Below are 18,853 nucleotides of genomic sequence, written 5' to 3'. Positions count from 1 at the left end.
GTTCCGTCGGCGGGCGCCGTCGATCCACCGATACCCTTGACAGGTGACCGACGCCCACGAAACCGCAGCAGACCGTCCACTGCGAACCACCGGAGGCGCCCCTCCGGACGACGCCGGATCTTCTGTGAGCCGGGCGCCGATCCCCTTGCTCGAACCCCGCGAGGGCATTCCGCCGGTGATCGCCGACGCGGACGCCCTCGCCGGGGTGACCGCCGCCTTCGCGGGCGGGAGCGGCCCCGTCGCCGTCGACGCCGAGCGCGCCTCCGGGTACCGCTACGGACAGCGCGCGTACCTGGTGCAACTGCGCCGCGAGGGCGCGGGGACGGCGCTGATCGACCCGGTGGCCTGCCCCGACCTCTCCGGTCTCGGCGCCGCGCTCGCCGACGCGGAGTGGGTGCTGCACGCCGCCACCCAGGACCTGCCGTGCCTGCGGGACATAGGGATGGTCCCCGCCCGCATCTTCGACACCGAGCTGGCCGGGCGGCTCGCCGGGTTCCCGCGCGTCGGTCTCGGCGCGATGGTGGAGAACGTCCTGGGTTTCGTCCTGGAGAAGGGCCACTCGGCCGTCGACTGGTCCACGCGCCCGCTGCCCGAGCCGTGGCTGCGCTACGCCGCGCTCGACGTCGAGCTGCTGGTCGACCTGCGGGACGCCCTGGAGAAGGAGCTGGACCGCCAGGGCAAGCTGGAGTGGGCCCGTCAGGAGTTCGACGCGATCGCGTCGGCCCCGCCGGCCGAGCCGCGCAAGGACCCGTGGCGCCGTACGTCCGGCATGCACAAGGTGCGCCGGCGCCGCCAGCTCGCCGTGGTGCGGGAGCTGTGGCAGGCGCGGGACCGGATCGCGCAGCGCCGGGACGTCTCCCCCGGCAAGGTGCTCGGGGACGCGGCCATCGTCGAGGCCGCGCTCGCCCTGCCGCCCAACGCGCACGCGCTGGCCGCGCTGAACGGCTTCGGGCGGGTGAACCGCCGGCAACTGGAGCAGTGGCAGATGTCGGTCGACCGGGCCAGGGCGCTGTCCGAGTCCCAGTTGCCGCAGCCCGGCCAGCCGGTGACCGGCCCCCCGCCGCCGCGGGCCTGGGCCGACAAGGACCCGGCCGCCGCGGCCCGGCTGACCGCGGCACGCGCGGGGGTGACGGCGCTGGCGGAGCGGCTGAACATGCCCCAGGAGAACCTGATCACGCCGGACACCGTGCGCCGGGTCTGCTGGCAGCCGCCCGAGACGGTCGACGCCGAGTCCGTGAGCGCGGCCCTCGCCGGGCACGGGGCCCGCCCCTGGCAGGTGGAGCAGGTGACACCGGTCCTGGTCGCCGCGCTGAGCGGCGAGGGGGCGTAGGCGGCGCGACGGCGGTTTCCGGCCGGAATCCGAGGTGGATGCCCGGCCGGGCGGTGCTCCGGTGGTGTGACGGGCGGTGTGACCTTCGCCGCTCCGGCCGGGGGGACTGGGCAGCTACGTTACTCATAAGTAGCATGGGGCTGAGCGCGCGCTCAGTGCATGCGTGCCGCAGCAGTGCCATCCCGCACCCTGGAGGAGAGCCATCGTGCCTCGTACCGTCAGGGACGTCGTCTTCGTCGACGGCGTCCGCACCCCGTTCGGCAAGGCGGGCCCGAAGGGCATCTACCACGAGACCCGCGCCGACGACCTGGTCGTGAAGGCGATCCGGGAGCTGCTGCGCCGCAACCCCGGTCTCGACCCCAAGAAGATCGACGAGGTCGCCGTCGCCGCGACCACGCAGATCGGCGACCAGGGCCTGACCATCGGCCGCACCGCCGGCATCCTGGCGGGCCTGCCCACCTCGGTCCCGGGCTACTCCATCGACCGCATGTGCGCGGGCGCCCTGACCGCCGTCACCACGGTGGCCGGATCGGTCGCCTTCGGCGCGTACGACGTCGCCGTCGCGGGCGGTGTCGAGCACATGGGCCGCCACCCGATGGGCGAGGGCGTCGACCCGAACCCGCGGTTCGTCAGCGAGAAGCTGGTCGACGAGTCCGCGCTGTTCATGGGCATGACCGCCGAGAACCTGCACGACCGCTACCCGAGCATCACCAAGCGGCGCGCCGACGAGTACGCCGTGCGCTCGCAGGAGAAGGCCGCCAAGGCCTACGCGAACGGCCAGATCCAGGCCGACCTGGTGCCGGTCTCGGTGCGCCGGACCAACGAAGAGGCGGGCGAGACGGGCTGGGGCCTGGTCACCGCCGACGAGCCGATGCGCCCGGGCACCACGCTGGAGAACCTGGCGGGCCTGAAGACTCCGTTCCGCGTGCACGGCCGGGTCACCGCCGGCAACGCGGCCGGTCTGAACGACGGCGCGACCGCGTCGATCATCGCGAGCGAGGACTTCGCCCGCGAGAACGGCCTGCCGGTCAAGATGCGGCTGGTCTCCTACGCCTTCGCGGGCGTCGAGCCCGAGGTCATGGGCTACGGCCCGATCCCGGCCACGGAGAAGGCCCTGGCCCAGGCCGGTCTGTCGATCTCCGACATCGGCCTGTTCGAGATCAACGAGGCCTTCGCCGTCCAGGTCCTCGCGTTCCTGGAGCACTACGGCATCGCCGACGACGACGCCCGCGTCAACCAGTACGGCGGCGCCATCGCCTTCGGCCACCCGCTGGCCTCCTCCGGCGTGCGGCTGATGACGCAGCTCGCCCGCCAGTTCGAGGAGCAGCCGGAGGTCCGCTACGGCCTGACGACCATGTGCGTCGGCTTCGGCATGGGCGCGACGGTCATCTGGGAGAACCCGCACTTCGAGGGGGACAAGTGAGCACCACCGCAGAGCTGCTGAAGGGTGCGGCCGAGCTGTTCCCGGGCGAGGTCGTCACGCAGGCGCACGTACGCCACTTCGACCTGCCCCTGGGCGCGGGCCGGTTCGCGCTGATCACCCTGGACAACGGCCACGACCACACCAAGCCGACCACGCTCGGCCCGCAGTCGCTGGCGAACATCGACGCCGCGATCGACCAGGTCGAGAAGGAGGCCGCGGACGGCGACATCGTCGGCGTCGGCGTCACCGGCAAGCCGTTCATCTTCGCGGTCGGCGCCGACCTCAAGGGCGTCGAGCTGCTGAAGCGGCACGAGGACGCGCTGGCCATCGGCAAGGGCGGCCACGACGTCTTCAAGCGGCTGGCGCACCTGGCCGTGCCGACCTTCGCGTACTACAACGGCGCGGCGATGGGCGGCGGCGTGGAGATCGGCCTGCACTGCGCGTACCGCACGGTGTCGGCGGCGCTCCCCGCCTTCTCGCTCCCCGAGGTCTTCCTCGGCCTGGTCCCCGGCTGGGGCGGCTGCACGCTGCTGCCGAACCTGATCGGCGCCGACAAGGCCGTCTCGGTCATCATCGAGAACAGCCTCAACCAGAACAGGCAGCTCAAGGGCAAGCAGGTCTTCGAACTCGGCATCGCGGACGCGATCTTCGAGGGCGCCGACTTCCTGGAGCAGTCGCTGATCTGGACGGCGTCCGTCCTCAAGGGCGAGATCGTCGTCGAGCGTCCCGTGGTCGACCGCGGCGAGGCCTGGGACCAGGCCGTCGCCAAGGGCCGCTTCCTCGCCGACGGCAAGGTGCACGGCGCCGCCCCGGCCGCCTACCGCGCGCTGGACATCATCGCCGCCGCCAAGAACGGCGACCTCCAGCAGGGTTACGACGCCGAGGACCAGGCCCTCGCCGACCTGATCATGGGCGGCGAACTCCGCTCCGGCATCTACGCCTTCAACCTGGTCCAGAAGCGCGGCAAGCGCCCCGCGGGCGCCCCGGACAAGTCGCTGGCCCGCCCGGTCAGCAAGGTGGGCGTGGTCGGCGCCGGCCTGATGGCGAGCCAGCTCGCGCTGCTCTTCCTGCGCCGCCTGGAGGTGCCGGTCGTCCTGACCGACATCGACCAGGAGCGCGTCGACAAGGGCGTGGGCTACGTCCACGCCGAGATCGACAAGCTGCTCGGCAAGGGCCGCGTCAACCAGGACAAGGCCAACCGCCTCAAGGCCCTGGTGACCGGCGTCCTGGACAAGGCCGAGGGCTTCGCGGACGCCGACTTCGTCATCGAGGCCGTCTTCGAGGAGATGGGCGTCAAGCAGAAGGTCTTCGCGGAGGTCGAGGCGGTCGCCCCGGCGCACGCGATCCTCGCGACGAACACCTCCTCCCTCTCCGTCTCGGAGATGGCGTCGAAGCTGAAGCACCCCGAGCGGGTCGTCGGCTTCCACTTCTTCAACCCGGTCGCGGTCCTCCCCCTGCTGGAGATCGTCCGCGGCGAGCAGACCGACGAGGCCTCGCTGGCCACGGCGTTCGGCGTCGCCAAGAAGCTGAAGAAGACCGCGGTCCTGGTCAAGGACGCCCCGGCGTTCGTCGTGAACCGCATCCTGACCCGCTTCATGGGCGAGATCCAGAACGTCATCGACGAGGGCACCCCGGTGCCGGTGGCGGAGAAGGCGGTGGAGCCCCTCGGCCTGCCGATGTCCCCGCTGGTCCTCCTCGAACTGGTCGGCCCGGCCATCGGCCTGCACGTCTCGGAGACCCTCAACCGGGCCTTCCCCGAGCGCTTCACGGTCTCCCCGAACCTGAAGGCGGTCGTCGAGGCGGGCAAGCGCGGCTTCTACGTCTACGACAGCGGCAAGCCCGAACTGGACCCGGAGGTCGCCGCCCTCCTCAAGCAGGGCGACACCGTCCTGACCGAGGAGCAGGTCCGCGACCGCGTCCTGGACGCGGTGGCCCAGGAGATCGGCCTGATGCTCGACGAGGGCGTCGTCGCCGAGGCCCAGGACATCGACCTCTGCCTGATCACCGGCGCCGGCTGGCCCTTCCACCTGGGCGGCATCACGCCGTACCTGGACCGCGAGGGCGTCTCGGAGCGCGTGAACGGCAAGCCGTTCCTGGAGGCGGGGGTGGCGTCGGTCCCGGCGTAGTCCCCGTAGTCCGGTGAAGGGCCCCCGCCGTCCGGCGGGGGCCCTTCGCGTGTCTCGGCCGGGTCAGTAGCCGTACGGCGTCGCGCCCGCGGGGGCGTGGACCACGGCGAAGGGGACCTGCGTGGCGGGTGACTCGTTCCCCACGGCGTCCACCGCGAACACCTCCACCGCGTGCCGGCCCTCCTGCCACGGCCAGCCCGGGTCCCAGGCCCAGCGTCCGTCGGCCGCGACGGGCGTCCCGCCGAGCAGCGTGCCGCCCGCCCGGAACCCCACCTGCGCGGCGCCCCGGGCCAGGCCGGTGAAGCGCACCGCCGGGGTCGCCATCTGTTCGTACGCCACCGGGGAGTGGACCATCGGCGCGGGCAGCCCCCCGAGCGGGGAGCCCGCGTCGACCGGCGCCGCGCCCGGCGCCGCAGCCCCGCCCGCCCCGGGGGCCGCGTCGGCGGCGAGGGCGGTGAACGGGACGACGGTCCCCTTGGTCTTGCGTCCCTCCGGGTCCCACGCGACGGCCTTCACCAGGTGCTTGCCCTTGCTCCACGGCTTGTCCCGCTGCCAGGACCAGGTGCCGTCCGCGGCCACGGCCGGCGACCCCAGGAACTTCCCGTGCTCCCACAGGCTCACCCGTACGGCGCCGGGTGCGGACCCGGTGAAGTACACGCCGTTCACCGGCACCTCGGAGTCCGCCACCGGGTGGGTCACCACCGGCATGGCGATGGAGCTGGGCCTCTCCGTCGAGGTGGCGGCCAGGTACGTCTTGATGGCCGAGGTGTCCCGCTGCGGCTCCTCGTAGCCGTTGCGCACCATGCCCAGCCGCGGGGGCAGTCCGTCGGCGAGCATGTTGATGAGTCCCATGAGGAAGGGGACGTTGCGCCGGGTGACGTCCGAGTGGCGGGTGATGTGCGGGGATTCGCTGTAGATGAAGTTGAAGTTGTCGTATCCCTGGAAGAGTCCGAGGAACGGCTCCACCTGTTCCTTGTACTGCTCGTCCTGCGGCGAGGAGAGCAGGTAGATGTTGGCCTGCCGGCCGACGCCCGAGCGCACCAGGTCGGGCAGGAGCGCGTCGACCGTCCTGACGTTCTCCTCCGGCACCCCCTCTCCCAGCATGAACCGGGCGACCTTGGGGTGCACGGTCTTCACGTAGGTGCCGATCAGGAACTGCGGGACGATGGAGACGATGTTGCCGAAGCCGTAGCGCAGGCCGAAGTAGAGTGCCGCGCTGCCGCCCTTGGAGCCGCCCCACAGCGTCACGCGGTCCGGGGTCAGTTCCAGTGCGTTCATCACCTTGGAGATGACACCGATCACGGACTGCTCCAGGGAGAAGTCCATCCCCTCGCACAGGTAGTAGCTGCGCATGCCGCGGAACCGGTCGCGGATCCAGAGGATGTTGGCCCGCACCGGGTTGAGGACGCCGTTCGACCAGCCGTAGTCGTCGGGCACCCCGAAGTTGGAGAACACGACGACGAGATGGCGGTTCCCGCCCTTCCCGTGGGTGAACCGGTACTCGACGGGATACGCGCCCGAGGTGTCGGTCCCGCTGAGCAGCTCGCGCGCTTTCGACGGTGCGTTCGGCATGTGTGGCTTCCAGTCGTGAGGTGTTCGTCGTAAGGGGCCGTCGGTTCAGTACCGCGGCGGGAGGTGACCGGCGGGCACGAGGGTGCCGGCGACGGTGAAGCCGGCCGGGCCGGGCGCGGACTGCGCACCGTGCGCGTCCACCGCGACGACCTCCACCAGGTGCGGCCCCTCCGGCCAGGCCCAGCCCGGGTCCCAGCTCCAGAGCCCGTCCGGCGCGACCGCCACCGCGCCCAGGAAGACGCCGTTCTCCTGGAAGCCCACCTGCACCGCGCCCGGGGCGGTGCCGTGGAAGACGAAGGACGCGCCCACCTGCTGCTGCGGCGCGGGCACGGAGACGACGGGCGGGGCGGGCACGGCCGGGGCGGGCACGGCTGGGGCGGCGCCGGTCGCGGGCGCGGTCACCACCGTGAAGGGCACCTCGACCCGGCTGGAGTGGAAGCCCGCCGGGTCCACCGCGAAGACCTTGACCACGTGCTTGCCCGTCGCCCACGGCTTGGCCGACTGCCAGGACCAGGTGCCGTCGGCCGCCACGTCCGGCGAGGCCACGAACTTGCCGTTCTTCCACATGCTCACCCGGACCGCTCCCGGGGCCAGCCCCTCGAAGCGGACGCCGGTGTCGGCGAGTTCGCCGTTGTAGGCGGGCGCGGTGACCACCGGGGGCGCGAACGCGTCGGTGTCCTGCACCTTCGAGGTGGCCGAGAGGTAGGCGGTGATGTCCGACTGGTCGCGGTCGAACTCCTCGGCCGCGTGCCGCACGAAGCCGAGGCGCGGGGCGTAGCCGTCGGCCAGCAGGTTCAGCAGACCCACCAGCGCCGGGACGTTGCGCCGCGTCACCGTGGCGTGGCCGGTGATCGTCGGGGACTCGCTGTACAGGAAGTTGAAGTTCTCGTAGCCCTGGAACATCCCGAGGAACGGCTCCACCTGCACGGTGTAGTGCTCGTCCTGCGGCGAGGAGAGCACGTAGATGTTGGCCCCGGGGTTGGCACCGGCGCGCACCAGGTCGGGCAGGAGGGCGTCCAGGACGCGGGCGTTGTGCGGCGCCTGCGGTCCCTCGCCGAGCATGTAGGCGGAGACCTTCGGATGCCGCTTCTCCAGGGCGTCGCCGACGAGGAACTGCGGGACGATCGCCACGATGTTCCGGTAGCCGTACCGCAGCCCGAAGTAGAGTGCGGCGCTGCCGCCCTTGGAGCCGCCCCACAGCGTGACCTGGTCCGGCGTGAGCCCGAGCGACCGCGTCACGTTCGAGATGAGCGTCTGGACCGAGTCGGCCAGGCCGAAGTCCATGTTCCGGCAGAGGTAGTAGGCGTTCGAGCCGTCGAAGCGGTCGCGGATCCACAGGATGTTGGCGCGCACGTTGTCGAAGACCCCGTTGGACCAGCCGTAGTCCTCGGGTGCCGAGAAGTTGGCGAACACCACGACGAGGTGGCGGTTGCCGCTCTTGGCGTGCGAGAACCGGTACTCGACCGGGAACGCCCCCGACGCCTCGATCCCGTTGAACACCTTCCGGCCGCTCGTGGGTGCTTTCGCCATGTACGGAACTCCACTCTCAGGGGCAGATCGTCGGATTGGCTCCGAATCATCTGATCGGACATGATGTCGGGATGCCTCCCGCGGCTTCCCCGCCCACACCCCGCCGTCGCCCCCGCCCCGGGCTGCCCGCCCTGGTCGCGGTGCTCGTGGTGTCGGGCGTCCTCGCCGTGCTGCTGAGCCCGGCCGTCACGCACAGCGCGCGGCTGCGCCACTCCGCGAGCACCCTGACGGTGGCCACCTGGAACATGTGCGGCGTCCGGCAGTGGGGTTGCGCGGACACCGGCGGGGCCGCGGCGAAACGGCGGGCGGTGGAACGGCTCGTGCGGGCCGGGGCCGATGTCGTGCTGCTCCAGGAGGCCTGCGCCACGCACGCCGAGTCGGTGCGCGCCGCGCTCGGCGGCTCCTGGCGGCTGGCCTTCCGTCCCTACACCTGGCGCACCGGCGCCGGGAACGAGGGGAGGGTCCACTGCGAGGGGCGGGGCCTGGGCACGGCGGGCATCGCGATCCTCTCGGACCGCCCACTGTCCTCCGTACGGCAGGTCCCCTCGCGTCAGCCGGTGGCCGGAGTGCGGCGCGGCATCCTGTGCGCGGACGTCGGGGCCGTCGGCGTCCGGGTGTGCAACGCCCATCTCAGCCTGCCCGGCTCCGACCGCGCGCACCCCGGCCGGGAGTACCGGGACGCCCAGTTGACGGCGTTGGTCGCGGCGGTGCCGGGGCGGCGCGTCGTGTTCGGCGGCGACTTCAACCTGAACCCGCCGGGCGCGCGCAATCCCTCTTCCCGGGTGTGGCCGTCCGTCGTCTACGACGTGTACCGGGAGTGCGACCAGAGCGGCGCCGCGGACCGGTCGGCCCGGCCGACGCACGTGTCCGGTCACAAACTCGACTACCTGTTCACCGGGTTGCCCGTCTCCGCGTGCACGCTGCGCGACACCGGGGTCTCCGACCACCGGGCGCTGCTGATGCGGGTGGCCGTCCGCTGAGGCGACGCGGGACGGGCGTCCGGCCTCCGCCCCAAGGGCGTGGTGCGGGCCGGGCGCCGGACGCGCGGACGACGGCGTGGTCATGGGGTGCAGGCCGGCTGCTCGGTCCTCGCCGGCCCGCTCCACGCGCCGGCGGTGTGCTCCGCGCCGGGCGGTGCGGGAAGCGCGGCCGGCGTGTTCACGGCCTGGGCGGGAGCGGTCTGCGCGGGCACCGGCCGGCGCGGCGTGGAGAACCAGCTGCTCGTCCGTCCCCGCACCGGGGTCATGGGGCGTCCCGACTGCCGGGTGCCGACGGTGCCGACGGCCGGCGCGAGGGCCTGCCCGGGCGCGAGGTCCCCGCCCGCCACGAGCATCCGGTCGGCCAGGCGCGCGGAGGCGTGGCCGTCGTCCAGGTCGCAGAACTCCCGCTGGAACCAGCGGTACCGCTCGGCGTAGGCCTCCTGGACGCGGTCGATCTGCTCCACCGCCGACACCAGGACCTCGGAGGTGTCCAGCAGGGGGCCCGGGGCGCTGCCGGCGAAGTCGAAGTAGAAGCCGCGCAGGGTGTCCCGGTAGTGCTCCAGGTCGTAGGTGAAGAAGAGGATGGGGCGGCCGGTGTTGACGAAGTCGAACATGAGGGACGAGTAGTCCGTGATCATGATGTCGGTGATCAGGGAGAGGTCGGCCATGTCCGGGTAGTCGGAGACGTCGAAGACGAAGCCGTCGCCCGCGCCCGGCACCGGGTCGACGACGTTGGGGTGGCGGCGGACCAGCAGGACGTGCTCCTCGCCGAGCCTGGCGCGGGCGTCGGCGAGGTCGATGCGGAAGTCGAGCTTGTACTTGCCGGGCGCGTAGTACTGGTCGTCGCGCCACGTGGGGGCGTACATGACGACCCGCTTGCCCTCGGGCAGGCCGATCCGGGCCCGGATCTCGCGCTCGCGCTGCTCGGTGCCGGGCAGCCGCAGGATGTCGTTGCGCGGGTAGCCCGACTCCACCATCTCGCCGGGGAAGCCGAAGGCGCGCTGGAGGATGGGGGTGGAGAAGCTGTTGGGCGACACCAGCATGTCCCAGTTCTGCACCTCCTTGTCGACCCGCTCCAGGTAGCGCTGGTCGGCGAAGTGGATCGACTCGATGTCGTGGCCGATCTTCTTCAGCGGGGTGCCGTGCCAGGTCTGGACGACGATCTGGCCCTCCCGCTTCTGGAACCAGTCCGGGAGGTGGTTGTTGGCGACGACGTACCTGCTGGTGGCGAGGGCCTCGTACCATTCGGGCGACCACATGCGGATGGGGATCGCCGTGTCCGGCACGTCCACCTGGTCGTCCCGCACCACCCACAGGTGCTCGAGGTCGGTGCCGCGCCGCAGCAGCTCCTCGTGCAGGGCCCGGGGGCTGTCCGAGTACTGGGTGCCCTTGAAGGCGTCGAAGAGGACGGCGGGGCGCACCCGCTGCCGGCGGGCCGCCGGGTACGCCTTGGTGCGCAGCAGCTTCTGCCGGTAGGGACCGCGGGCGTGGTCGGGCATGGCCGAGTGGACCAGCAGGGAGAGCCGGTCGTACGCCTCGGCCTGGAGTTCGTAGCGGCGCTCGTTCTCCTCGTACTCCTCGGGGAAGGCGGGGACGAGGTCCTGCTCGATCTTGACCATGAGGTCTTCGAGGCGGTCCTCCCTGGCCACGGACGACAGGTCCTGGCGGCGCAGGAAGAAGTCCCAGCGGCCGGCCGCGAGCGGGATGTCCCCGGCCAGGGTCCGCATGGCGGCCGGGGAGAAGAGGCAGCGGAACTCGTTGCCGTGCCACTCGATCGGGATCTCGCGTTCCGCGCCGTGCGCCCGGGAGCGGACCACCAGGTGCGCGTCCCGGTACTCCTGCGCCGACAGGCGGTCGGCGGCCAGGTACTGGCCGTGGATCTCCAGCATCCCGTCGGCACGCCAGGTGAACGCCGTCGCCGTGGGCAGGGTGGCCCGTTCGAAGAGCACCAGGTAGCCCGAGCCGTTGCGGTGGACCACGACCTCGCGGTCGCCCTCCCGGGTCTGCAGCCCGTCGGGCATGCGGTAGTGGCCGTCCGGCGTGTCCTCGGCCATGACCGGGTAGATGGTCATCTTGCGGCCCTCCACGTGGAGGGTCGTCTTCCAGCCGTTGCTGCCCATGCTCCAGGACTGCGGGACGTCCGCGTCGGCGTCGGCGTCGGCCCGGAAGGAGGGCACCAGCGAGCGCAGCGGAAGCCGGGCCGCGAAGGTGCACCAGCCGTCGCCGCCCGCGGTGAAGTAGACCTTGCCGTCGTGCTGCCCCGAGCCGCTCAGGCTGGTGACGCGCAGCTTGCCCCACTCGGGCACGCGCGGGCCGAGGTACACGCCGCGCAGCTCCAGTTGGTCGCCGACGACGCGGTGCGCGGTGATCCGGCAGCGCACGACCTCGACCCGGAGCTTCAGCTTGCCCTGGAGGAAGAGCGGGAGGATGCGGGTGTTCTTGTCGACGTAGCGGTACGGGGGGTTGGCCGCGGTCCCGGCCCCGCCGCGGTCGATGCCCCGGTACCGGAACAGCCCGCGGCTGAGGACACCGGTGGCCACGTCCCAGGTCCCCTCGACCCACTGCCCCTTGCGCTTGAGACGGGTCGTGTCGATCCGGGCCTCGAAGCCGGCCCAGTCGTAGCAGTAACGATTCTGGTTGGAGTGTTCGGTGGCCTGGGGCGCGTAGGTGGTCTTGGCCGTGGTGATCACCATGCGCCCCTGCTTCTTGTTCCGCAGGGCGATCGCCTTCACCGACATGTGCCGCTTGTGCACGTTGATGAAGCGCACGTACGCGGTCCCCGTCAGGGTCAGCAGGTGGCCGTTGGTGCTCCAGCGGGCGCCGCCGAGCGTGCCGTGCAGGGAGAGTTCCTTGTCGAGCCGGAACGCCTTCTTGTCGAGCCCGACGCCGCGGTCGCCGAGGTAGGGGTACTTCAGGTAGCGGTGGAACCGGCGCTGCACGGGCATCGGGCCGCCGCGGCGCTCGAACTCGATGACCTCCAGGAGCTCGGCCAGCCGCCACTCGCGCACCAGGAGCCACTTGACCCGGGCGTCGGCGGGCAGTTCGTCGATGATGGTGAGGTCGGCCTCGTCGAGGAACTCGTTGGCCCACTGCATGAACGACTGGCGGTACTCGTCGTCCGCGTCCGGCAGCACCTTGAGGTGCAGCATCAGGTCGGACTTCAGGCAGGCCATGTCGTACTTGCGCTTGCTCTCCTCGTACTGGCGCGAGCGCCGGTCCGCGAGGAAGCGGCTGACCGACTGCACCGCCGCTACCCGGTCGCGCAGGTTGGACAGTTCGGTGTGGCGCTGGGTGATGGACGGCGCGGCCCCGCCTTCGCGCCGGCGCCAGAAGTAGACGATGTCGGTGATCACGTCGACCTTGGCGGCCCGGAAGTGGGCGTACATGTTGACCCAGGAGTCCTCGTACATGACGCCCTCGGGGAACGCGATGTAGTGGTGGTCCCAGAAGGACCGCCGGAACATCTTGTTCCAGACCGTCCGGTCGTAGATCAGCGCCTCGAACCTGGTGATGTGGGTGCCGCGCCGGTTCTTCTGCATCGGGCCCTTGTGCAGCGGTGACTGCCACTTCTTCGTGGAGTTCATCATCTGCACGTTGCCCGACACGAAGTCCGAGTCGGACCCCTCCAGGGTGCGCACCAGCAGGCCGTAGGCGTACTCGGGGATGACGTCGTCGCCGTCCACGAAGGCGAGGAACTCGCCCTGGGGGTGCATGGCCCGCAGCCCCGTGTTGCGCGCGTGCCCGGGGCCGTGCGGCTCCTGGCGGATCAGGCGGAACCGCGGGTCGGCCGCGCAGAAGTCGGCGGCGATGCGTGACGAGCCGTCGGTGGAGCCGTCGTCGACGAGGATCACCTCGAAGTCGCGGAAGGACTGCCGTGCGATCGACTCCAGGCACTCGGCCAGGTAGGTCTCGACGTCCTGAAAGGGCACGACAATACTCAGACGCGGATGTTCCACCAACTCGTACTCCTACCAAGACATTTCGCCCAGCGGGCTGCTATCAGTCCGCACTGGACGTCCCCACCCCTGACCGGTGTCGGCTCGCGGCCCCCTCAACCGCCTCATGCGTCACCGGGAACACCCCGGACGGCCGGAAAGCCCCCCTTCACAGCCGTCACAGGTTCGCCATATCTTATGTCACTCTTATGGGCGGTCAAGACCAGTTAATGTGGCGTACATCGCTGTTACCCGCTATGGTTCCCCGCTCGTCAAATCCCTGCGTGTGGGTGCATATAGAGTTCTCGCACTGACACGACCGCACAGCGGGCCGGCCTCCCCCCACCCGGGCCCTGCGACTCCGTCTCCGCGGAGCCCGTGAGGAGAGGAACCGAACACCATGTCGCACAGCGCCACGACGGAGCCCCGGCGTGCCCGCCGGGCCGCGCCGGACGGCGGCCGCCGCACCCCACGCCGCCGCAGACGCTGGGGCCGGATCGTCCTCCTGTCCCTGGTGGTGCTGCTGCTCGCCGTCGGCGGCACCGGCTACTGGCTCTACAGCAGCCTGAACGGCAACATCGACGGGGTGGACCTCGACAAGGCCCTCGGCGACGACCGCCCCGAGAAGCTGCCGACGTCGGGACAGAACCTCCTGGTCCTGGGCTCGGACTCGCGGGCCGGGGACAACGCCTCGCTCGGCACCGGCAAGGTCGCCGGGGCGCGTTCGGACACCGCCCTGGTGGTGCACATACCCGAGGGTCGCAAGGAGGCCGTCGCGATCAGCATCCCGCGCGACACCCTCGTCATCCGCCCGCAGTGCACCACGTCCGACGGGTCCGACCTGCCGCAGGCGGAGCGGGTGATGTTCAACTCCGTGTACTCGCAGGCCGGGCCCGCCTGTGTGGTCAAGACGGTCGAGAAGATGTCCGGCATCCGCATGGACCACTACATGGAGATCGACTTCGCCGGCTTCAAGGGACTGGTCGACGCCATCGGCGGAGTGCCCGTCACCATCGACGAGCCCATCAAGGACAGCTCCAGCGGTCTCGACCTGAGCGCCGGCACCCACACCCTGGACGGCACCCAGTCCCTGGCCTTCGTGCGGACCCGGCACGGGGTGGGCGACGGCAGCGACCTCGGCCGTATCGGACTGCAGCAGCAGTTTCTGATGGCGCTGTTGAGCGAGGTCAAGAAGCAGGACCTGTTCGGCAGCCCCACCAAGACCTACAAGATCGCCGACACGCTCACCGCGGCCCTCACCACCGATTCCGACCTGGCCTCGCTGACCAGCCTGGCGGACTTCGCCCGCAGCATGAACGGGGTCGACCCCGCGACCATGGAGACGATCATGCTTCCGGTGGCCTACGACAAGGTCGACCCCAACCGGGTCGTGGCCGCCGAACCCCAGGCGGGCGACCTGTGGAAGGCCGTGCGCTCGGACTCCGAGATCCCCGAGTCCGCGAAGAAGTCGCCCGCGACCGGCGGCTGACTCCCCTTCCGTGAGGACGGGCCCGCCGGACGACCCGCGCGGGCCCGTCGGGCGGGGCCGGCGCGACGTCCGGTGACAGCCGCTCAGTCCTCCAGGGACCGCCAGCGGGTGAGGGTCAGGCCGCTGCCGGCCTCCTGACGGGCCACCTTCGGTGTGCCGTCGCCTCCGATCAGCGCCATCACCACCCGCCCGTGGCCGTCCCGGGCCAGCGCGGGGACGCCCCGGCAGGACTCGCCCAGGGCGTACCACCAGAATCCGGCGGCCTCGTTCTCCGTGCCGCCCACGCCGAGCACGGCGGAGCCGTCCCGGTCCCGGCAGGCGAGGACGACACTGTCGTAGCCGTCCACCACCGTGCGCAGCCGGGCGCAGGGCTCCCCGGTCGGCGCACCGCCCAGCGCGACGGGCCAGTCGCCCTCCCGCCAGGCGCCGACGCCGCCCGTGCCGGCGTCGGCCCAGAAGAACGTGGCGCGCTCCGGCCCCGTCTCCAGCGCGCCGACCGTGCCCGGCACCGGCCGCAGGGCCAGGCCCCGGGGACCTTCGAAGTCGCCGCCGGGCGCGGCCTGGCGCCACAGCAGGACACCGGACGCGGTGGCGGCGCAGACCTCCACCCGTCCCCCGGCGAGGGAGACGGTCGCGGGCGGGGTGTCGATCCCGGTGCCGGACAGGTCCTCCCAGGCACGCCACTTGCCGTTCGGGGCCTCCCGGCGCAGCGCGAGACCTCCGTGCGCGTCCGGCACGAGGACGTGCACGGTCCCGTCGGCCGCGACGGCACCGACGGGCCGTCCCAGCGCCCGGCCCTGTGCGGGGTCGCGGTGGGGGTTGCCGAGCGAGCGCCACTCGGTGAAGGCCAGTCCGGTCTGGTACTGGATGGCGTGCACGACATCGACACCGGTGCCGCCGTCGGCCCGCTCCCGCTCTCTTCGGCCGAGGAAGTGGACGTAGGTGTCCGCCCCCTGAACGACCGTCAGGTCGGTCAGTCCCTGGACGGGGACGAAGTGCGGTCCGCTCCACGCGGGGCCGCCCACGGCGGTCTCCGTCCAGCGCAGCAGGCCGCCGTCGGTGGGCGCGTAGAGGCTGAGCCGTCCGTCCTTGCCCAGGGTGAGCCAGTCGCCGTGGGCCGGTGCCGGCACGACGCCGCGCTCCCGCCCCCCGTCACCGGGACCGGTCCGGCGGACGGCGCCGACGGGGCCTGCCGACCTTTTCCGCATGGCCTGCTGCACCTTCCTGAAGCCCGCCCCACCTCGGACAGGGACCGTCGAACGCCGAACATCATATGCCGTTCGTTCACCAGTTCCCCATGAGCCGGTCGCCGGGCGGCCGGGACGGGGCCGGACCGCTCAGACCGCTTCCCACGCCCCGAGCGCCAGCCCCGCCTCGTCCTTGCGCCGGCTCAGCAGCAACTGACCGCTCGACGGGGACAGGGACGCCGCCACCAGGCGGCCGTCGGCGTCCAGGGCCAGGGAGACGGTCGCGTCGGCCGGCAGGACGGGGCCCGACTCGGTCCAGGACGCGCCCATCTCCTCCAGTTCCGAGGGGTAGGCGGCGAAGGCGACGCGGCCGCTGCCCGCCGCGCGCTGGGCGACGAGGGTGCAGTCGTGGCCGTCTATGACGGTGCGGACGGCGGACACGGGACCGGGGCCCGCGGCGGGGACCAGCGGGACGGCCTTTCCGCCGGGGCGCCAGGCGCACAGCTCACCGGTGCCGTCGTCGGTGAAGAAGACCGTGGTGTGCTCGGCGGAGGTGGCCAGGGCGCGCAGGGTGCCCGGACGGACCGCCGCGTCGAGGCGCTCCCCCAGGGCCGGCCGGGCGCCCGGCTTGTCCTGGCTCCAGTGCGCGATGCCGCCCTCGACGGGCGCGTACGCCTCGACCAGGCCGGCGTCGGACGTCACGGCCGCCGGCGCCTCCTGGACGCCGCGGCCCTTCAGGTCCCGCCACGGGTCCCAGCCGCCCTTCTCCTGCTCGGCCACCATGCTCAGGCCGCCGCCGCCGTTGCGGACGAAGACGTGGGCGCGTCCCCGCGCGTCGACCGCCACGGCGGGGGTTCCGGTGCGGTCGCCCTGCTTGTTGGGGTGGCCGACGGGCTGCCAGTCCAGGGGCGCGAGCCGCGGCCGGAAGTGCGTGGTGTGCACGAGGACGCAGCGGCCGGCGCCGGTGGGGCGCCAGGCGACCAGGTGGGTGTAGCCGTTCGCTCCCCGGCCGGCCGCGAGGCCGCCGTCCGGGCGCAGTTCCTGGTCGCCGCCGATGCGGCGCGGGGCCTCCCAGGGGCCCTCGGGCGTGCGTTCGGCACGCCACAGGGCGGCGCCGTGGGACGGGAGGTAGACACTGAGGCGGCCGTCGCGGCCGGTAAGGAGCCAGTCGCCATTCACCGGATCACTCTAAGCGGGGCCCTCGGCTCCGTGTCGGTCGGGTACGGCTGCGGACGGGGAGCCGTGCCACCCTGGCGGGATGGACCACAACGCATCCCTGCTGGTGATCGTCGACGCCGCGAACGTCGTCGGCTCGGTGCCCGACGGCTGGTGGCGGGACCGGCGCGGTGCCGCCGAGCGGCTGCGGGACCGGCTGGCGGCGGACGGGGTGCCGGGGCGGGCGGGGCCCGTGGAGGTGGTGCTCGTGGTCGAGGGCGCGGCCCGCGGGGTGGAGTCCGTGCCCGGCGTACGGGTCGAGTCCGCGCCCGGCAGCGGGGACGACCACATGGTCGAGCTGGTCGCGCGGGCGGCGGGCGGCCGTGCCGTCCTGGTGGTGACGGCCGACCGCGGACTGCGCCGCCGGGTGACGGAGCTGGGGGCTCAGGTGGCGGGGCCCAGGACGGTACGGCCCGAGTGACGGCCGGGAGGCGCCCACGGGCCGCCGACGCACGCGCCCCCGCCCCGCTACGGACCGTTCGGCGCGGCCGGCTCGGCCGGGGTGTCCTCGCCGCGGGCCAGGCGGCTGTGGGTGCGGCCGTAGAAGAAGTACACGACGAAGCCGATCGCCATCCAGATGCCGAACCGCACCCAGGTCTCGGCGGGCAGGTTGAGCATCAGCCACAGCGAGGCGGCCACGGAGACGACGGGCAGCAGCGGGACCAGCGGGGTACGGAAGGCGCGGGGCAGGTCGGGGCGGGTCCTGCGCAGGATGATCACGCTGATCGCGACGACGACGAAGGCGAAGAGCGTACCGATGTTCACCAGCTCGGCCAGTTCGCTGAGGCTGGTGAAACCGGCGACGATCGCGATGACGACGCCGAGCAGGATGGTCGGCCGGTAGGGGGTGCGGAACCTCGGGTGGACGTGGGAGAAGAAGCGCGGCAGCAGGCCGTCGCGGCTCATCGCGAAGAAGACCCGGCTCTGGCCGAGGAGAAGGATCATGCAGACCACCGTCAGGCCGACGGCGGCGCCGAAGCTGATCACCCCGGAGAAGAAGGGATGCCCGGTGGCCTTGAACGCGTCGGCGAGCGGGGCGTCCACGGAGAGCTTGGTGTAGTGCTCCATGCCGGTGACGACGATCGAGACGCCCACGTACAGGAGGGTGCAGATCACCAGGGAGCCGAGGATGCCGCGCGGCATGTCGCGCTGCGGGTTCCTGGTCTCCTCGGCGGCGGTGGCGACGATGTCGAAGCCGATGAAGGCGAAGAAGACGACCGAGGCGGCCGTGAAGATGCCCATCACGCCGAAGTTCGACGGCGCCCAGCCGAACATCAGCTGGATCAGTGGTGAGTGCAGTCCCCCGCCCGCCTCGACGGGCTGCGACTTCGGGATGAAGGGGTCGTAGTTGGCGCTCTTGACGAAGAAGGCACCCGCGATGATCACGATGAGGACGACGGCCACCTTGATGGCGACGACGAGCGAGGTGATCCGTGCCGACAGCTTCATGCCGAGCACGAGGATGGCGGTGAGCACCAGCACCAGGGCGGCGGCGAGGATGTCGAAGCCGAAGCCCTGGGCGCCGTCCCGTCCGCCCAGCTCGGCGGGGATGTGCCAGCCGGCGTTGTCCAACAGCGAGCGGATGTAGCCCGACCAGCCGACGGCCACCACCGCCGTGCCGAGCGCGAACTCCAGGACCAGGTCCCAGCCGATGATCCAGGCGGGCAGTTCGCCCAGGGAGGCGTAGGAGAAGGTGTACGCGGAGCCGGCCACCGGGACGGTGGAGGCGAACTCGGCGTAGCACAGCGCGGCGAGCGCGCAGACGACTCCGGCGACGACGAACGCGAGGGCGACGGCGGGTCCCGCGTTGTTCTTGGCGACGGTGCCGGTCAGTACGAAGATGCCGGTGCCGATGACGACGCCGATGCCGAAGACGGTCAGGTCCAGTGCCGACAGGGATTTCTTGAGCGCGTGCTCCGGTTCCTCCGTGTCACGGATGGACTGCTCGATCTTCTTGGTCCTGAAGAGGGTGTTGCTCACGGGGACCTCCCACGCTTGTCGTCCTCGACATGATCGAGAGGGGGCGTACTGCGTATGCCCCGGCATGGGCGATTTCACGCGGATGG

The 18,853-nt window shown here is 71.8% G+C and carries 12 protein-coding genes; 6 read left to right on the top strand and 6 right to left on the bottom strand.

The window, feature by feature from the left end:
- The first annotated feature begins 43 nt into the window (after positions 1-43).
- The 3 genes from Sdi02f_RS32590 (at position 44) to Sdi02f_RS32580 (ending at position 4,879) form a co-directional block, all read left to right on the top strand.
- Positions 44-1,330, top strand: a complete 1,287-nt coding sequence (locus tag Sdi02f_RS32590) for a ribonuclease D (RefSeq protein ID WP_030404394.1) — start codon at positions 44-46, stop codon at positions 1,328-1,330.
- A 205-nt stretch (positions 1,331-1,535) separates the two neighbouring features.
- Positions 1,536-2,753 (top strand): thiolase family protein, encoded by a 1,218-nt coding sequence (locus tag Sdi02f_RS32585; RefSeq protein WP_030404395.1) that lies wholly within the window; start codon positions 1,536-1,538, stop codon positions 2,751-2,753.
- Positions 2,750-4,879 (top strand): 3-hydroxyacyl-CoA dehydrogenase NAD-binding domain-containing protein, encoded by a 2,130-nt coding sequence (locus Sdi02f_RS32580; RefSeq protein ID WP_108934520.1) that lies wholly within the window; start codon positions 2,750-2,752, stop codon positions 4,877-4,879. The genes Sdi02f_RS32585 and Sdi02f_RS32580 overlap by 4 nt, the downstream gene beginning before the upstream one ends.
- A 63-nt stretch (positions 4,880-4,942) precedes the next feature.
- On the opposite strand, the gene Sdi02f_RS32575 is transcribed toward Sdi02f_RS32580, so the two are convergent.
- Both Sdi02f_RS32575 and Sdi02f_RS32570 read right to left on the bottom strand, forming a co-directional pair.
- A complete protein-coding gene (locus Sdi02f_RS32575; RefSeq protein WP_030404397.1) occupies positions 4,943-6,451 on the bottom strand; it encodes a hypothetical protein in 1,509 nt (502 codons plus the stop codon).
- A 45-nt stretch (positions 6,452-6,496) separates the two neighbouring features.
- The gene (locus tag Sdi02f_RS32570; protein WP_031085481.1) at positions 6,497-7,981 is read right to left on the bottom strand and encodes a hypothetical protein; all 1,485 of its coding nucleotides are present in this window, start codon (positions 7,979-7,981) and stop codon (positions 6,497-6,499) included.
- 71 nt (positions 7,982-8,052) lie between these two features.
- On the opposite strand from Sdi02f_RS32570, the gene Sdi02f_RS32565 reads away from it, so the two are divergent.
- The gene (locus tag Sdi02f_RS32565; protein WP_030404399.1) at positions 8,053-8,961 is read left to right on the top strand and encodes an endonuclease/exonuclease/phosphatase family protein; all 909 of its coding nucleotides are present in this window, start codon (positions 8,053-8,055) and stop codon (positions 8,959-8,961) included.
- A gap of 80 nt (positions 8,962-9,041) precedes the next feature.
- Here Sdi02f_RS32565 and Sdi02f_RS32560 read toward each other — a convergent pair whose 3' ends face one another.
- Entirely contained in the window at positions 9,042-12,920 is a 3,879-nt protein-coding gene (locus tag Sdi02f_RS32560; protein WP_438363752.1) for a bifunctional glycosyltransferase/CDP-glycerol:glycerophosphate glycerophosphotransferase, read from the bottom strand.
- Between the two features lie 376 nt (positions 12,921-13,296).
- Between Sdi02f_RS32560 and Sdi02f_RS32555 the strand changes: the two genes are divergently transcribed.
- Positions 13,297-14,385, top strand: coding sequence for an LCP family protein (locus tag Sdi02f_RS32555; protein ID WP_108934519.1), 1,089 nt, complete (start codon positions 13,297-13,299; stop codon positions 14,383-14,385).
- Between the two features lie 83 nt (positions 14,386-14,468).
- Here the strand turns inward: Sdi02f_RS32555 and Sdi02f_RS32550 are convergent, their stop codons facing one another.
- Together Sdi02f_RS32550 and Sdi02f_RS32545 are read right to left on the bottom strand one after the other, a co-directional pair.
- Positions 14,469-15,593, bottom strand: a complete 1,125-nt coding sequence (locus tag Sdi02f_RS32550; RefSeq protein WP_030404402.1) for a PLL family lectin — start codon at positions 15,591-15,593, stop codon at positions 14,469-14,471.
- A gap of 129 nt (positions 15,594-15,722) precedes the next feature.
- On the bottom strand, positions 15,723-16,751 hold the full coding sequence (locus tag Sdi02f_RS32545; protein WP_030404403.1) for a PLL family lectin: 1,029 nt from the start codon (positions 16,749-16,751) through the stop codon (positions 15,723-15,725).
- A gap of 79 nt (positions 16,752-16,830) precedes the next feature.
- Between Sdi02f_RS32545 and Sdi02f_RS32540 the strand changes: the two genes are divergently transcribed.
- Complete coding sequence (locus Sdi02f_RS32540) at positions 16,831-17,208, top strand: PIN domain-containing protein (protein ID WP_030404404.1); 378 nt, start codon at positions 16,831-16,833, stop codon at positions 17,206-17,208.
- A 47-nt stretch (positions 17,209-17,255) separates the two neighbouring features.
- Here Sdi02f_RS32540 and Sdi02f_RS32535 read toward each other — a convergent pair whose 3' ends face one another.
- Positions 17,256-18,767, bottom strand: coding sequence for an amino acid permease (locus Sdi02f_RS32535; RefSeq protein WP_030404405.1), 1,512 nt, complete (start codon positions 18,765-18,767; stop codon positions 17,256-17,258).
- Positions 18,768-18,853 lie beyond the last annotated feature (86 nt).

This window comes from Streptomyces ardesiacus (assembly GCF_003112575.1).
In the GTDB taxonomy this organism is placed as follows: domain Bacteria; phylum Actinomycetota; class Actinomycetes; order Streptomycetales; family Streptomycetaceae; genus Streptomyces; species Streptomyces ardesiacus.
Note: the sequence above shows the minus strand (reverse complement) of the source record. Positions and strands in the feature narration are given on the sequence as shown.

Excerpts from the sequence above, each read along its gene's own strand:
- Sdi02f_RS32575 (WP_030404397.1), bottom strand. The coding sequence starts at position 6,451 with ATGCCGAACGCACCGTCGAAAGCGCGCGAGCTGCTCAGCGGGACCGAC.
- Sdi02f_RS32570 (WP_031085481.1), bottom strand. The coding sequence starts at position 7,981 with ATGGCGAAAGCACCCACGAGCGGCCGGAAGGTGTTCAACGGGATCGAG.
- Sdi02f_RS32565 (WP_030404399.1), top strand. The coding sequence starts at position 8,053 with ATGCCTCCCGCGGCTTCCCCGCCCACACCCCGCCGTCGCCCCCGCCCC.
- Sdi02f_RS32555 (WP_108934519.1), top strand. The coding sequence starts at position 13,297 with ATGTCGCACAGCGCCACGACGGAGCCCCGGCGTGCCCGCCGGGCCGCG.
- Sdi02f_RS32550 (WP_030404402.1), bottom strand. The coding sequence starts at position 15,593 with ATGCGGAAAAGGTCGGCAGGCCCCGTCGGCGCCGTCCGCCGGACCGGT.
- Sdi02f_RS32540 (WP_030404404.1), top strand. The coding sequence starts at position 16,831 with ATGGACCACAACGCATCCCTGCTGGTGATCGTCGACGCCGCGAACGTC.